The 15,069-nt window shown below is 69.0% G+C and carries 13 protein-coding genes; 5 read left to right on the plus strand and 8 right to left on the minus strand.

The window, feature by feature from the left end; all coding sequences use genetic code 11:
- The first annotated feature begins 32 nt into the window (after positions 1–32).
- A complete protein-coding gene (locus tag ACSHWB_RS04670; RefSeq protein WP_439660852.1) occupies positions 33–275 on the plus strand; it encodes a glutaredoxin family protein in 243 nt (80 codons plus the stop codon).
- Here ACSHWB_RS04670 and ACSHWB_RS04675 read toward each other — a convergent pair.
- Positions 248–1,450, minus strand: a complete 1,203-nt coding sequence (locus ACSHWB_RS04675) for an adenosylmethionine--8-amino-7-oxononanoate transaminase (protein WP_439664516.1) — start codon at positions 1,448–1,450, stop codon at positions 248–250. The genes ACSHWB_RS04670 and ACSHWB_RS04675 overlap by 28 nt on opposite strands.
- Positions 1,451–1,514: 64 nt before the next feature.
- On the minus strand, positions 1,515–2,720 hold the full coding sequence (locus ACSHWB_RS04680) for a cytochrome P450 family protein (RefSeq protein WP_439660853.1): 1,206 nt from the start codon (positions 2,718–2,720) through the stop codon (positions 1,515–1,517).
- 360 nt (positions 2,721–3,080) lie between these two features.
- Between ACSHWB_RS04680 and ACSHWB_RS04685 the strand changes: the two genes are divergently transcribed.
- Both ACSHWB_RS04685 and ACSHWB_RS04690 read left to right on the plus strand, forming a co-directional pair.
- Positions 3,081–3,317: a CGNR zinc finger domain-containing protein gene (locus ACSHWB_RS04685; RefSeq protein WP_439660854.1), complete on the plus strand. Its 237-nt coding sequence runs from the start codon at positions 3,081–3,083 to the stop codon at positions 3,315–3,317.
- A complete protein-coding gene (locus ACSHWB_RS04690) occupies positions 3,317–4,912 on the plus strand; it encodes an MOSC domain-containing protein (RefSeq protein ID WP_439660855.1) in 1,596 nt (531 codons plus the stop codon). Before ACSHWB_RS04685 ends, ACSHWB_RS04690 begins: the two co-directional genes overlap by 1 nt.
- Positions 4,913–4,918: 6 nt before the next feature.
- On the opposite strand, the gene dnaE is transcribed toward ACSHWB_RS04690, so the two are convergent.
- Positions 4,919–8,431, minus strand: coding sequence for a DNA polymerase III subunit alpha (gene dnaE, locus ACSHWB_RS04695; protein WP_439664517.1), 3,513 nt, complete (start codon positions 8,429–8,431; stop codon positions 4,919–4,921).
- A 303-nt stretch (positions 8,432–8,734) separates the two neighbouring features.
- Between dnaE and ACSHWB_RS04700 the strand changes: the two genes are divergently transcribed.
- The gene (locus tag ACSHWB_RS04700; RefSeq protein ID WP_439660856.1) at positions 8,735–9,574 is read left to right on the plus strand and encodes an AsnC family protein; all 840 of its coding nucleotides are present in this window, start codon (positions 8,735–8,737) and stop codon (positions 9,572–9,574) included.
- A gap of 54 nt (positions 9,575–9,628) precedes the next feature.
- On the opposite strand, the gene ACSHWB_RS04705 is transcribed toward ACSHWB_RS04700, so the two are convergent.
- Positions 9,629–10,390, minus strand: a complete 762-nt coding sequence (locus ACSHWB_RS04705; protein ID WP_439660857.1) for an inositol monophosphatase family protein — start codon at positions 10,388–10,390, stop codon at positions 9,629–9,631.
- A gap of 23 nt (positions 10,391–10,413) precedes the next feature.
- Between ACSHWB_RS04705 and ACSHWB_RS04710 the strand changes: the two genes are divergently transcribed.
- Complete coding sequence (locus ACSHWB_RS04710) at positions 10,414–11,310, plus strand: LysR family transcriptional regulator (protein WP_439660858.1); 897 nt, start codon at positions 10,414–10,416, stop codon at positions 11,308–11,310.
- Here the strand turns inward: ACSHWB_RS04710 and ACSHWB_RS04715 are convergent.
- The 4 genes from ACSHWB_RS04715 to ACSHWB_RS04730 form a co-directional block, all read right to left on the minus strand.
- A complete protein-coding gene (locus tag ACSHWB_RS04715) occupies positions 11,299–11,889 on the minus strand; it encodes an NAD(P)-dependent oxidoreductase (RefSeq protein ID WP_439660859.1) in 591 nt (196 codons plus the stop codon). The genes ACSHWB_RS04710 and ACSHWB_RS04715 overlap by 12 nt on opposite strands.
- Positions 11,890–11,962: 73 nt before the next feature.
- Positions 11,963–12,847 carry an RluA family pseudouridine synthase gene (locus ACSHWB_RS04720; RefSeq protein WP_439664518.1) on the minus strand — a complete coding sequence of 295 codons (885 nt, stop codon included), beginning with the start codon at positions 12,845–12,847 and terminating at the stop codon, positions 11,963–11,965.
- 101 nt (positions 12,848–12,948) lie between these two features.
- Positions 12,949–13,707, minus strand: coding sequence for a signal peptidase II (lspA, locus tag ACSHWB_RS04725; protein ID WP_439660860.1), 759 nt, complete (start codon positions 13,705–13,707; stop codon positions 12,949–12,951).
- A gap of 23 nt (positions 13,708–13,730) precedes the next feature.
- Positions 13,731–15,062 carry an aminotransferase class V-fold PLP-dependent enzyme gene (locus ACSHWB_RS04730; RefSeq protein ID WP_439660861.1) on the minus strand — a complete coding sequence of 444 codons (1,332 nt, stop codon included), beginning with the start codon at positions 15,060–15,062 and terminating at the stop codon, positions 13,731–13,733.
- Positions 15,063–15,069: the final 7 nt, after the last annotated feature.

Here is a 15,069-nt window from a genome sequence, read left to right on the forward strand (position 1 = left end):
CCTCACCTTAGGACGTCACCTAACGTGAGGGCATGACCGAGCAACCGATCGTGATGTACGGCGCCGAGTGGTGTGGTGACTGCCGCCGGGCCAAGTCGTGGCTGACCCGCAACAACGTGCCGTTCACCTACCTCGACGTCGCGAACGACGACGAGGCCAGGGACAAGGCGATCGAGATCGCGGGCCGCCAGAACATCCCTGTCGTCGTGCTCCCGAACGGTGACTTCCTGGTCGAGCCGACCGACACTCAGCTCGCGGCCGCGATCACGCCCTGACAGATCGCCGCGATGTCGTCGTCCGTGCTGATGAACGGCGGCATCGTGTAGATCAGGTCGCGGAACGGCCGCAGCCACACACCCGCGTCCACAGCGGCCTTGGTGGCCCGCACCATGTCCACGGGCTCATGCAGCTGCACGACGCCGATGGCGCCCAGCACGCGTACGTCCCGGACACCGGGCAACGCGCGTGCGGGCGCGAGTCCGGCCGTGAGCCCCGCCGAGATGCGTGCGACCTCACGCTTCCAGTCCTGGGACAGCAGCAGGTCGATCGACGCCAGCGACACCGCCGCCGCCAGCGGGTTGCCCATGAACGTGGGCCCGTGCGCGAGCACCGGCACCTCGCCCCTGCTGATCCCGTCCGCGACCCGTGACGTGCACAAAGTGGCGGCCATCGTCAGATAACCGCCGGTCAGCGACTTGCCCAGGCACATGACGTCCGGGCTGACGTTCGCGTGGTCGGCACCGAACAGCTCGCCGGTGCGCCCGAACCCCGTGGCGATCTCGTCGAACACGAGAAGCACGTCGTGGGTGTACGCAAGCTCACGCAGAACGTGCAGGTAGCGCGGGTCGTGGAAGCGCATGCCGCCCGCGCCCTGCACGACCGGCTCCACGATGATCGCCGCCAACTCGTGGGCGTGTTCCTCGATCAGGTCGGCGAGGTGCTGGACGTACGCGGTGTCCATCTCGGCCGGCGGCTCGTCCGCGAACACCTGCTGCGGCAGAATTCCACGCCACAGCGAATGCATCCCGCCGTCGGGGTCGCACACGGACATCGGGGTGAACGTGTCCCCGTGGTAGCCGCCGCGCCAGGTCAGCAGGCGGTGCTTCTCCGGCCGGTTCTGCGATCGCCAGTACTGCAGGCACATCTTCACGGCGACCTCGACCGACACCGAGCCGGAGTCGCACAGGAACACGTGCTGCAGCTCCGAGGGGGTGATCTCGACGAGCTTCTCGCAGAGCCTGATGGCGGGCTCGTGCGTGAGCCCGCCGAACATCACGTGGCTCATCCGGCCGAGCTGGCCGGTGACGGCCGCGTCCAGCACGGGGTGGCGGTAGCCGTGGATGGCCGCCCACCACGACGACATGCCGTCGACCAGCTCGCGGCCGTCGGCCAGCGTCAGCCGGACACCCGAGGCCTCGGAGACGAGCAACGGTTCCTGGGTGCCCGGCATCGGGCCGTACGGGTGCCAGACGTGCGCCTGGTCGAGCTTCAGCAGGTCGTCCACCCGCCCGAGATTAGGCGAGGCGCACGGGCAGGGTGTGCAGGCCGCGGATCAACGTGCTGTCCCGCCACCCCAACGTCTCCGGCTCGGCGGCGAGCGTCAGGTTCGGGAACCGGGCGAGCAACTGCGTGAGCGCCACGTCGAACTCCAGCCGGGCCAGCGGTGCACCCAGGCAGAAGTGGATGCCGTGCCCGAACGCCACGTGACCCTGGGCGGACCGCGTCACGTCGAGCTGGTCGGCGTTCTCGTAGCGCTGCGGGTCGCGGTTCGCGGCGATCAGCGACACCATCAGGATCTCGTCGGCGGGCACCGTGACGTCGCCCAGCTCGATCGGTTCCTTGGTGTAGCGGAAGGTCGCGACGTTGATCGGCCCCTCCAGCCGCAGGAACTCCTCGGTGCTCGCCGGGATCAGCTCCGGGCGGTCCTTGAGGACCTGCAGCTGGTCGGGGTTGCGCAGCAACGACAGCACCGCGTTGCCGATGAGGTTCACCGTCGTCTCGTGGCCGGCCACGAGCAGCAGGAACGCCATCGAGATCAGTTCTTCGGTGCTCAGCCGGTCGCCGGAGTCGTCGGTGTGCACGAGGGCGGAGAAGAACGTGTCGTTCGGCTCTGCCTCGGCGATGGCCGTGACGTGCTGGAACAGGAAGCCCGCCATGGAGGACGCGGCGAGCTCGACCTGTTCGGGCGTGCCGAAGGACAGCAGCTGGTTGGACCACTCGCGGAAGTCGTCGCGGTTGTCGATCGGGATCCCGAGCAGCTCACAGATCACCGTGATGGGCAGCGGGAACGCGAACACCTCCAGCAGGTCGACCTCGTCGCCGTCGTTCAGCTTGGCGATCAGCTCGGCCGCGATCTCCTGCACGCGCGGGCGCATCAGCTCGATGCGGCGGGCGGTGAAGGCCTTGGTGACGAGCTTGCGCAGGCGGGTGTGGTGGGGCGGGTCGAGGTTGAGCATGTGGACGGCGAGCGTGGGCTCGACCTCGCGGCGCACGTGCGTCTGGGTGGAGTGCTTGGCCATCAGGTGGCCGCCCTCCTGGATGTTCTTGCTGACCCTGGGGTCGGTGAGAGCGATCTTCGCCTCGTCGTACCGAGTGACGAGCCAGGCCTTGAGGCCGTGCGGCAGGATCACTTCCTGCACCGGCCCCTCGGCGCGCAACAGGTCGTGCACCGCGTGCGGGTTCTGGACGTAGTCGTCGGGCAACCGGGTGAGTGTCGTCACCTCACCCAGTTAACCCCGTTTACTCAACCCTCGCCACTATTTCTCGGGCAATGCCCGTTCCTGCACTGTCCACGTGCTGCCGTCCAGGTCCTCGAAGTCGAAGAAGCTCGCGTAGTTGCGCCGCAACGGTCCTACCTGCAGCCCACGTCACGCCGATCCCGGTGTCGTCAGCTGCACAACGCGAAAGTGGTCATTGGGCCGATAGTCGACATCCGACTCGAATCCGGCCATTCTTGTGCAGAAGGTGATGGCCCTGTCCCTCTCGTCGGCCTGCCCGACGCGTCCGGCCGGGCTGGTGGCCTCGCGGGACGCGAACAGCGCGGCCCTCCTCTCCGCGAACTCGACGGCAACGCGACCGGCGTGACCTGGGAGCTCGACCTCCCGGAGGGACACACCGCCGCCGCAAGGGCCGTGCTCGCCTGGGACGGGCTGCGACTGTCGAGTCCCGGCCGGTTGCGGCCGTGCGCGAACCCCGAGTGCCGGCTGTTCCTGCTCGACCACAGCAAGCCGAACAGCGCCCGATGGTGCTCAATGGTGGTGTGCGGCAACCGGATGAAGGCCCGCCGCCACTACCAGCGCACGCGAGGAGAGAAGTGATGGCCCGCCTGCTGTCGCTCAACGTCGGACTGCCGAAGGACGTCTCCTGGCACGACCGGACCGTCCACACCGGAATCTTCAAGCAGCCGGTCGACGGGCCGCTGATGGTCCGCAGGCTCAACATCGACGGCGACGGCCAGGGCGACCTGGGCGGTCACGGCGGCGAGAACCGCGCTGTTCTGGTGTACCAGCGGGAGTCGTACGAGCACTGGCGATCGGAGCTGGGCCGCACCTTCGACCACGGCCAGTTCGGGGAGAACTTCACCGTCGAGGGTCTGGCCGACACCGACGTGCACATCGGCGACCGGTTCCGCATCGGTGAGTCCGAGTTCGAGGTCACCCAGCCGCGCGTCACCTGCTACCGCGTCGGCATGCGGCTGGACGAGCCGCGCATGCCGTCGTTGATGGTCGCGCACGGCCGCCCCGGCTTCTACCTGCGTGTGATCACCGAGGGCGAAGTCAAGGCAGGCGACGAGATCGTGCGCACCGCGGTCGGCCGGCACCGGATGAGCGTGGCCGCGATCGACGCGTTGCTCTACCTGCCGGACCGCGATCCCGAACAGCTCCGCAAGGCCGTCGACATCCCCGCGCTGAGCCTCGGCTGGCAGGGCTCGTTCCACGACCTGCTGACGCCTGCGGAGCCCGAACCCGTTGGCTGGGAAGGGTTCCGGCCGTTGCGGGTCGAGGCGGTCACGCAGGAGAGTCCGTCCATCAGGTCGTTCCGCCTCGCCGGTGACGGTCCGCGTCCAGAGGCAGGCCAGTACCTGACTGTGCGCACACCGGCGGGAGTGCGGAGCTACTCGATCTCGTCGGACTCCTACCGGATCAGCGTCAAACGCGACGGCGTGGTCAGCACCTGGCTCCACGAGCACCTGAAGGCAGGCGACACGCTCGACGTCGCCGCTCCCCGTGGCGACTTCACGCTGCACCCCGGCGACGAACCGGTGATCCTGCTGTCCGCGGGGGTCGGCGTCACGCCGGTGCTCGCGATGCTGCACGCGTTGAAGGGCACCGGCCGCGAGGTCTTCTGGCTGCACACAACGCGTTCCGCCGACTACGCCTTCGCCGCCGAGGTGCGCGAGCTCAACCCCACGCACGAGCTCGTCCACTACTCGGACAACGGCCGGCTCACCCGTGCGAGCCTCGCCGACCTGCCTGCGAACGCGAGCGCGTATCTGTGCGGCCCCAACGCTTTCATGGACGACATGCACGAGGCCCTCATCGAACGGGGCCTGGACCCGGCCCGCATCCACAGCGAGCTGTTCGGCGCTCGCACGGCCATCAACCCCGGCCTGGTCGGCACCGAGACCGTCGCCCCGCACCAGCCCGTTCCGGCGGGCACCGGCCCGAAGATCACGTTCGCCCGCAGCGGCCTCACGGTGGCGTGGCGCGACGACGAGTCCCTGCTCGACCTGGCCGAGGCCTGCGACGTCCCGACCCGCTGGTCGTGCCGCACCGGCGTCTGCCACACGTGCGTGACGCCGGTGCTGTCCGGCACGGTCATCAACCGCCCGGACCCGCTGGAACCACCGGCCCCCGGCAGCGCGCTGATCTGCTGCGCGCGACCGGAGACGGACCTGGTCCTCGACCTCTGAACCGGCCTAGCGGTGGATCGTGATGCCGCGGATGGTCTTGAGGTCACCGAAGAGCGACGGCGTGGTGTTGACCCGGAAGTTGCCCACCACCATCATCTCCTTCGACTTGTCGCGCTTCTGCACCTCCAGGTGCACGGCGACCTGACCCTCGTGCGACTTGAAGACGCTCTTCAGTTCCTCGATCAACTCGGGCGTCAGCGTCTTGGTCTGCAGCCCGAGGACGAGGGGCGGGTCCGCGCCGGGGTTCGCCTCCGCGTCGCTGATGTCGAGCGGGACGACACCGTCACCGAAGATCGCCATCTTGTCCTCGCGCCAGTTCACCCTGCCCTTCACGCACACGGCGGAGTCGAGCTCCAGGTCGTCGCGCAGCACCTCGTAGGACTTCGGGAAGAACAGCACCTCGATGGACGCGTCCAGGTCCTCGATGACCGTGATCGCCCACGGCAGGCCGTTCTTGTTCACCCGGCGCTCGATCGACGAGATCATGCCCGAGACGATCAGCTCGCCTTCCTTGGGCGGATCGTCGAGCACGACCGCGATCGGCCTCGGTGCGAACTTGCGCAGGATCCGTTCCGCGCCGTCGAGGGGGTGCGAGGACACGTACAGCCCCAGCATCTCCTTCTCGAGGCTCAGCATCTGCTTGCGCGGGTACTCGTCGGTGCCGAACTTGAGGTGTGCCAACGGAGACGTGCTGTCGTCCTGGTCGTCGGCGCTGTCGCCACCGAACAGGTCGAACTGCCCCTCCGCCTCCTTGCGCTTGATCGGGACGACGGCGTCGACCGCGTCCTCGTGCACCTGGATCAGCGACAGCCGCGGGTGACCGAACGCGTCGAACGCGCCCGCCTTGATCAGCGACTCGATCACGCGCTTGTTGCAGGCGACGAGCTCGGACTTGTCCATGAAGTCCGTGAAGGACGTGTAGTTGCCCTTCTCCTTGCGGGTCTTGATGATCGACTCGACGACGTTCGCGCCGACGTTGCGGATCGCGCCCAGGCCGAAGCGGATGTCCGTGCCGACCGCACCGAAGCGCAGCGCCGACTCGTTGACGTCCGGCGGGAGGACCTTGATGCCCAGGCGGCGGCACTCGGCGAGGTAGACCGCCGACTTGTCCTTGTTGTCACCGACCGACGTCAGCAGGGCGGCCATGTACTCGGCGCGGAAGTTCGCCTTGAGGTACGCCGTCCAGTACGAGATCAGGCCGTACGCGGCCGCGTGCGACTTGTTGAACGCGTAGCCGGCGAACGGGAGGATCGTGTCCCACAGCGCCTGGATCGCCTCGTCGGAGAACCCGCGCGGGTCGTTGCGCATGCCCTGCTGGAAGCCCTCGAACTCCTTCGCGAGGACCTCGGCCTTCTTCTTGCCCATGGCCTTGCGGAGCACGTCCGCGCGCCCCATCGAGTAGCCCGCGACCTCCTGGGCGATGAACATGATCTGCTCTTGGTAGACGATCAGACCGTGCGTCTCGCCGAGGATCACCTTGAGCGGTTCCTCGAGCTGCGGGTGGATCGGCTTGACTTCCTGACGGCCGTTCTTGCGGTCCGCGTAGTCGTTGTGCGCGTTCACACCCATCGGACCGGGGCGGTACAGCGCGCCGACCGCGACGATGTCCTCGAACGTCGTCGGCTGCATGCGGCGCAGCAGGTCGCGCATCGGCCCGCCGTCCAGCTGGAACACGCCGAGCGTGTCACCGCGGCCGAGCAGCGCGTAGGTCTCCGGGTCGTCCAGCGTGAGCTTGTCGAAGTCCGGTACCGCGTCCTTGCCGCGGTTGGCCTCGATGTTCTCGATCGCGTCGCCCATCACCGTGAGGTTGCGCAGCCCGAGGAAGTCCATCTTCAGCAGGCCGATGTTCTCGCACGACGGGTAGTCCCAGCCGGTGATGAACGAGCCGTCGTCGCGGTACCAGAGCGGGATGGACTCCGTCAGCGGGTCCTTCGACATGATCACCGCGCAGGCGTGCACACCGGCGTTGCGGATCAGGCCCTCGAGACCGAGCGCGGTGTCGAAGATCTCCTTCACCTGCGAGTCGGTCTCCAGCAGCGACCGGACCTCCGCGGCCTCGCCGTAGCGCGGGTGGCTCTTGTTGACGATCCCGTTGAGCGGGATGTCCTTCGCCATGATCGGCGGCGGCAGCGCCTTGGAGATCTTGTCGGCGATCGCGAAGCCCGGCTGACCGTGGTGCACGCGCGCCGAGTCCTTCAGCGCCGCCTTGGTCTTAATGGTGCCGAACGTGATCACCTGCGCGACCTTGTCGGCGCCGTACTTCTCGCTGGCGTAGCGGATCATCTCGCCACGCCGGCGGTCGTCGAAGTCGATGTCGATGTCGGGCATGGCGGTGCGCTCGGGGTTCAGGAACCGCTCGAACAGCAGACCGTGCGGGATCGGGTCGATGTTCGTGATGCCCATCGCCCACGACACGGCGGCACCCGCGGCCGAACCACGGCCGGGACCGACGCGGATGCCCACGCTGCGGGCGTAGCTGATCAGGTCGGCGACGATGAGGAAGTACGCCGGGAAGCCCTTGTCGATGATGACCTGGGCCTCGAAGTCACAGCGCTTGATGTACTCCTCCGGCACCTCCTGGCCGGCGAACCGCCACTCCAGGCCGCGCCGGATCTCCTTGCGGAACCAAGAGGCCTGGTCCTCGCCCTCGGGCACCTCGAAGTTCGGGATCCGGTCCTTGACGCTCCAGATGTCGTCGTACGACTCCACCATCGACGCGACGAGCAGCGTGTTGTCGCACGCCTCCGGCAGGTCCTTCCAGATCTGCCGCATCTCCTCGGACGACTTCAGGTAGTAACCGTCGCCGTCGAACTTGAACCGGTTCGGGTCGGTCAGCATCTTGCCGGACTGCACGCAGAGCAACGCGGAGTGCGTGTCCGCCTGGTCCTTGGTGACGTAGTGGCTGTCGTTCGTCGCCAGCGGCGGGATGCCGAGCTTCTTGCTGATCTCCAGCAGGCCGTCGCGGACCCTGCGCTCGATCTCGAGGCCGTGGTCCATGAGCTCCAGGAAGAAGTTCTCCTTGCCGAAGATCTCCTGGTAGTCGGCGGCGGCCTTGAACGCCTCGTCGGGCTGCCCGAGCCGCAGGCGGGTCTGCACCTCGCCGGACGGGCAGCCGGTCGTCGCGATGATGCCGTCGGCGTGCTCCGCGACGAGCTCGCGGTCCATGCGGGGCTTGTAGTAGTAGCCCGTCTTGCTCGCCTCGGTGTGCAGGCGGAAGAGGTTGCGCAGGCCGTCGGGGTTGCGCGCCCACATCGTCATGTGCGTGTAGGCACCGGCACCGGAGATGTCGTCGCTGCGCTGGCCGGGATCGCCCCAGGCGACCGGCTTCTTGTGCAGGCGGTTGTGCGGCGCGAGGTAGGCCTCGATGCCGATGATCGGCTTGATGCCGGTCTTCATCGCCGTTTGGTAGAACTCGTCGGACCCGTACATGTTGCCGTGGTCGCTCATACCGACAGCGGTCATGCCGAGCCGCTCGGCTTCTTCGAACAGCGGGGCCACCTTCGCCGCGCCGTCGAGCATCGAGTACTCGGTGTGCACGTGCAGGTGCACAAACGAGTCCGCCACGGGCAACCCCCTTGTATAGCAAGCGTTTCAGCGCGAATGAGGGCAATGGGAAGGCCCCTGGCGCTCGTCGAGACTAGCCGACAGGGCGCGATGAGAGCACGCCACCCCGCCGCCAGGATTTCAAGATCTTTTGCCCCGCGAGGCCGGGCATTCTACGACTTCTGCGGACGCATTTCGCGCACGGCAGCGCACGTTGCCTTGATCTCGATCCGGTAGGCGGTGGCGCGTAGATCCACACCTCCGGGTAGCGTTCAAAGCGTGGTGGCCCCCGATCCCGTAGACGCTCGCCTGCTCGCCGTTCTCGCCGAGTCGGGCCGCGCCGCCGTGCACGAGATCGCCCAGCGCCTGGGCATGGACCCGCGCGAAGCCGCCATGCGCCTGATCACGCTCTCGGGCAGCGGCCTGCCGTTGCTGGTGGGTGTGGAGTGCGACCCGAACGGTGTGCGCAGGGCCCTGGCCAACGCCGCCGCCTACGGCAACTACATGGGCGGCCCGCCGTCCGGTCCGTACGCGGTGCACCAGAGCGGTCCCCACCCGGTCCAGCAGCAGTACGGCCCCCAGGGTCCGGTCAGCCAGCCGTTCCCCGCCCAGCAGCCGCCGCCCCAGGCCACCTGGGGCCCGCCGCAGTCAGCCGGCTGGGTGCGCGCCGACCAGCCGCAGCCCAAGCCCGTCGTCTCGCGCACCGGCAAGATCGGCACGGCGCTGGAGGCCGACAGCCTCGAGGGCGCCCGCCTCACGATCCAGCTGGTCGAGGTCGTCGACCCGGCGGACTTCCTGTTCACCGCGGCCGGTTACAAGCTCGCCGAGGGCGAACGGGCCGTGGTCGTGCACACCGAGGTGACGAACACCTCGCAGATCCCGTACACCTCGCTGCCGGACATGTACCTGGTGCTGGTGACCAAGACCGGCGAGACCGTGACGAAGGCGCCCGTGTCGCTGTCCTCTCGGCCCGCCCACAAGCTCGGCGTGCAGCCGGGCGAGACGGCGGGCGGGCACAGCGTGTTCGTGCTGCCGGACGAGACCCAGGTGATCCAGGTCCGCTGGAGCGTGCGCCCGGAGGTCGACCTGAACACCCTGGTCTGGACCGTCGAGGACTAGGGCGTGTATCGAATTCTGGTTCGATGAGAGTCGGACCAGAATTCGATACACGCCCTAGAGCAGGGCCAGCGCGGCCGCGTGCACTCCCGGTGCGGCGGCCAGGTACTCACGGCTGGTCAGTTCCCACGGCTTGCCGTCGAGATCGGTGACGACACCGCCCGCCTCCTGCACGAGCAGCACACCGGACGCGTGCGCGCGCACGTTGTCGTACTGCCAGTGCAGGTCCATCCGTCCTGCGGCGACCATGGCGAGCTGGTGGGTCACCGGCACCGAGATCCGGACGTAGAGCGCTTGCTTCGCCATCGCGGCGTAGGAGACACCGACCCGGTCGGCCATCTCCGGTCCCTGACCCGGCTGGGCCTGGCCGGTGCCGGCCAGCGCGCCGTCCAGCGAGGTCTTGTCCGAGACCTTCAGCCGGACGCCGTTGAGGAACGCGCCGCCGCCCTCCGCGGCCGTGAACATCTCGTCGAACAGCGGGAAGTAGACGACCGCGAGCACCGGGCGGCCGTCGCGGACCAGGCTCACGCCGATGTTCCAGTCGGTCATGCCCTGGACGGCGTTCATGTTGCCGCCGACCGGGTCGACCAGCCACCACTCGCCGGAGTCGAGCGGGCCGGAGCCGTGTTCGTCGTCGAGCCAGCGCGCCTCCGGGCGGATGGCCTCCAGTTCGGGCCTGAGCAGGTCGACCACTGCGGCGTCGTTGGCCTGGACGGCTGCGACGAGTTCCGCGAGAGAGGACGTGCGGGACTCGGTCGAGTAGCGCTTCAGCATCCGTGCTCCGGCGCGGCGGACGGCGGCGGTTGTGGCAGCGAGCATGGCTTCCTCCAAGATTGACTGTTATGCAAGCGGATCTGAACCTGTTGACCGTGCTGGACGCCCTGCTCGAAGAGGGCAGCGTGATGGGGGCTGCGCAGCGGCTGCACCTGTCGTCGCCCGCGGTCAGCCGGACGCTCGGGCGGATCAGGAAGGTGACCGGCGACGACATCCTGGTGCGGACGGGCCACACCATGACGCCCACGCCGTACGCCCTCGGGATCGCCGAGGAGGTGCGCCGGCTGGTGCGGGAGGCCAACGCCGTGCTGGCGCCGAGCCGTGAGCTGGACCTCGCCGGACTCGACCGCACGTTCACGATCCAGTGCCACGACGCCCTCACCTCGTCGGTGGTGCCGGCGTTGGTCGGCCGGATCGCCGGGCAGGCACCCGGTGTGCGGCTGCGGGTGCTCGCCGAGCACTCCGCCGACACCGACGACCTGCGGCACGGCCGGGTCGACCTGGAGCTCGGCGGCGGCACGCCCGACCTCGCCGAGTTCCGTTCGGAGTCGCTCGGCACCGACCCGCTCGCCGTGGTCATGCGGTCCGGCCACCCGTGCACCGAACTGGACCTGCGGGCCTATGCCGCCTATCCGCACGTGGTGGTTTCGCGGCGGGGGCGGCTGACCGCGCCGATCGACGACCTGCTGGCAGCGGAAGGCTTGCGGCGCAACGTGATCGCTTCCGTGGCCACGGTGCACTCCGCGATGCAGATCGCGGCCGCGAGCGACGCGCTGGTCACCACCACGGTGATCCTCTGCCGCCCGTTGATCGAGGCGTTCGGGCTGGTCATTCGCCCGTTGCCGACCGAGTCGCCGGAGGCGTCGATCAACTGCAACTGGCACCAGCGCTACGACTCCGACCTCGCCCACGCGTGGCTGCGCGACCAGGTGCGGGCGACTCTCGCCGAGGTCCTAGCCCGGTAGCGGCAGCGCGACGACGCCGGGAAAGCGCGGCGTCTCGGCCTCGTCGAGCATCGCGGCGGCCACCGTCTCGCGGCTGACCTTCGCGGTGAGGTCGAACTGCGGCGCGTCGTCCAGGCCGACCGTGCGAACAGGGCTCGCGGGGTCGTCGCTGAGCACCCCGGCGTGGAAGACGGTGCCACCGGCGGCGAGCACGGCGTTGTCGGCCGCGATCTTGTCCGGGATCCGGTCGCCCATCACCTTCCAGAGCACCGCGGCGCCCTCGCCCGCCGCCTCGGCGGACGCGCCCGTTCCGTACGCGCCCAGCCAGATGATCCGGCGCGGGCCCGCGGCGACGACGGCCTTGGCGCCGTCGAGCAGGACTCCCGCACGGTCCGTGCCGAGGCCGGACAGGACGACGGAGTCCGCGTCGATGCTCAACGGACCGCTCACGTCCCCGGCGACCTTGCGCAGATTCGGGTGGTCGAGGGCGATCCGCTGCGGATCACGGGCGATCGCGGTGACGGTGTGGCCCCGCTCCAACGCCTGGCGGGTGAGGGCGAGACCGGTCCGGCCGGTGGCTGCGAGGATTGTCAGGTGCATGCCGAGAACGCTATTGAGCAAGCCGGTTAACATCAAGCGCAACGTAGCTAACCGGCGATTTACCCAGACGCAATCAGCCTTCTTCGCGCAGCTTTTCCAGGCTCGTGGCCAGGTCAGCGGGGTACTCCGAGGTGTACGAGACCCACTGGCCGTCCGCCGGGTGGTGGAAACCGAGCTGGCGCGCGTGCAGCCACTGCCGCGTCACGCCGAGACGCTTGGCCAGCGTCGGGTCGGCCCCGTACGTCAGGTCGCCCACGCACGGGTGGTGCAGCGCCGAGAAGTGCACGCGGATCTGGTGCGTGCGCCCGGTCTCCAGGTGCACCTCGACGAACGACGCCGCGCGGAACGCCTCGATCACCTCGTAGTGCGTGATCGACGGCTTGCCGTCCTGCATCACGGCGAACTTGTAGTCGTGCTTGGGGTGCCGGTCGATGGGCGCGTCGATGGTGCCCTTGATCGGGTCCGGGTGGCCCTGCACGACCGCGTGGTAGACCTTGTCGACGGTCCGCTCCTTGAAGGCGTGCTTCAAGGCCGAGTACGCGGACTCGGACTTCGCGACCACCATCACGCCGGTCGTGCCGACGTCGAGCCGGTGCACGACGCCCTGGCGCTCGGCGGCACCGGACGTGGCGACCCGGTGACCGGCGGCGGCGAGCCCGCCCACGACGGTCGGGCCGGTCCAGCCGGGCGACGGGTGCACGGCGACACCGACGGGCTTGTCCACGACGATGATGTCGTCGTCCTCGTGGATGATGATCAGGCCCTCGACGGGGATCGCCTGGACGGTGACCGGCTGCGGCGGGGCAGGCAGGGTGATCTCGAGCATCGATCCGGCGATCAGCCGGTCGGACTTGCCGACGACACGGCCGTCGATCAGCACCTCGTCGGCGTCGGTGATCGCCGCGATGACGGTGCGGGACAGGCCGAGCAGCTTCGCGAGGCCGGCGTCGACGCGCATGCCGTCCAGACCGTCGGGAATCGGCAGCGTTCGGTATCCGCTCACGCGGGGGGCCTCGACCTTCTTCTCCTTGCAGAACCCGCTGAACCTACCAGGAGCAGCTACTTCGGTTCCGCCAGACCGTCCGTCTCCACGAGGGGCACGGGGTCTTCCTTGTGGACGGTCCCGTCGTAGTCGTGCTGCAGGAGCGCCAGGATGATGATCGTCGCGCCACCGCCCACGATCGCCATGTCCGCGACGTTGAAAACGGGCCACACCTGGCCGTACGGGTCGAACAGCGACAGGAAGTCGACCACGTGGCCGCGCATCGGGCCCGGCTCGCGGAAGAGGCGGTCGGCCAGGTTGCCGACAGCGCCTCCGAGCACCAGGCCCAGACCGACGGCCCACCGCTCGGAGCGGAGGTTGCGCGAGATCCAGAAGATGAACCCCGCGACGCCCAGCGCGATCAGCGCCAGGATCCACGTCTGCCCCTCGGCCAGGCCGAACGCGGCGCCGGGGTTGCGCACGAACGTCAGGTAGAGCACGCCGCCGAACAGCTTGATCGGGTCGGCACCCTCGAGGAACGCCACGGACACGACCTTGGTGAGCACGTCCAGGGCCAGCACGCCGCCCGCGAGCAGCGCGAGGATCTTCGTCTTCGGCTCCGGCAGCGAACCGGAGATCGAGCCCGAGATGGAGAACTCGTCGTCGTCCTCGGACTTCGCCTCGGACTCCTCCGGCTCCTCCTCGGACTTCTTCTCCGCGCCAGGCTCGTCGAGCGTGGGCACAGCGACCGTCTCCGGCTCGCTGACCTGCGCTTCCACCGGCTTGTCAGCGACATCGCCGGAGAGCTTCTCCGCAGCCTTGGACTCGTCACTCACCAGGTCATTGTCCACTACAGGGACTACGCGAGGAACGGCGGCAGGGTTCGGTTGTCGTCCTGCGGAACCCACCGGCCGTCGCGCTGCTCGTAGGTCCACTTCGGACCTTCGGTGACGAGAGTGCGCAGCGCGGCGACCAAACGGTCCACGTGCTCGGCGGTCGTGCCGAGGCCGATCGACGCGCGCACGGCGCGTTCCTCGTGCGATCCGGCCTGCTTGACGAGGCGGCCCACGATCACGTGGGCGCAGAACGCCCCGTCGCGCACGCCGATGCCGTACTCGGCGGACAGCGCCGCCGCGAGGAAGCCCGCGTCGAAGCCGGAGATCGTGAAGCTCACGACACCGACCTTGTCCGCGTCGGTCAGGATCGAGAGCTCGCGGAAGCCGGGGACGGTGCGCAGCCCGTCCTGCAGGCGCGCCAGCAGCTCCTGCTCGTGCGCGACGGTCTGCTCCCAGTGCCGCGACAGGATCTCGCAGGCCGCGGCCAGCGCGTGCACGCCGACGACGTTCGGGCTGCCGGCCTCGTGCCGCTCGGGCACCGCGGACCAGGCCACACCGAGGCGGTCGCCGTGGTCGGTCACCTTCGACGTGGCACCGCCGCCGACCAGGTACGGCTGGGCCTGCTGCAGCCAGTCCGCGCGGCCGACCAGCACACCGGCGCCGAACGGCGCGTAGATCTTGTGGCCGGAGAACGCGATGTAGTCGACACCCAGCTCACGGGCGTTGATCGGGCGGTGCGGGGCGAGCTGGGCCGCGTCGAGCGCGATCCGCGCGCCGTGGCGGCGGGCGACCTTCGCGAGCTCGGCGACCGGCCACAGCTCCCCCGTGACGTTGGACGCCCCGGTGACGATCACGAGCCGAGGGCCGACCGGGGCGGCGGCGAGGGCCCGGTCCAGTGCGACGAGCGCAGCACCGGACGAAGACGGGGCAGCGATGCGCTGAACGTTCGGCCCGCGCCACGGCAGCAGGGCCGCGTGGTGCTCGCTGTCGAACAGGACGACGGCGGTGTTCTTGGGAACGCTGCGCGCCAACAGGTTCAGCGAATCGGTGGTGTTGCGGGTGAAGACGACGGCGTCGGAGGAGTGCGCCCCGACGAACCGGCGGATGCGGTCGCGGGCCTGCTCGTAGACGCGGGTGGAGACCTGCGAGGCGAACCCGGCGCCGCGGTGCACGCTGGCGTACCAGGGCAGCAGCTCGTCGACGGCGTCGCGCACCTCCTGAAGACAGGGCGCCGATGCCGCGTGGTCGAGGTTGGCGTAGGTGACGCGCTCTCCGGTGACGAGCGGAACCCTCAGGTCAGCGCCGACGACAGCAGGAACAGCGGTAGCGGTGCCGGGGGTGATCGCGAGCGTCATCGAGGTG

Origin of the sequence: Lentzea sp. HUAS TT2, assembly GCF_051853195.1 — a bacterium.
Lineage (GTDB): Bacteria > Actinomycetota > Actinomycetes > Mycobacteriales > Pseudonocardiaceae > Lentzea.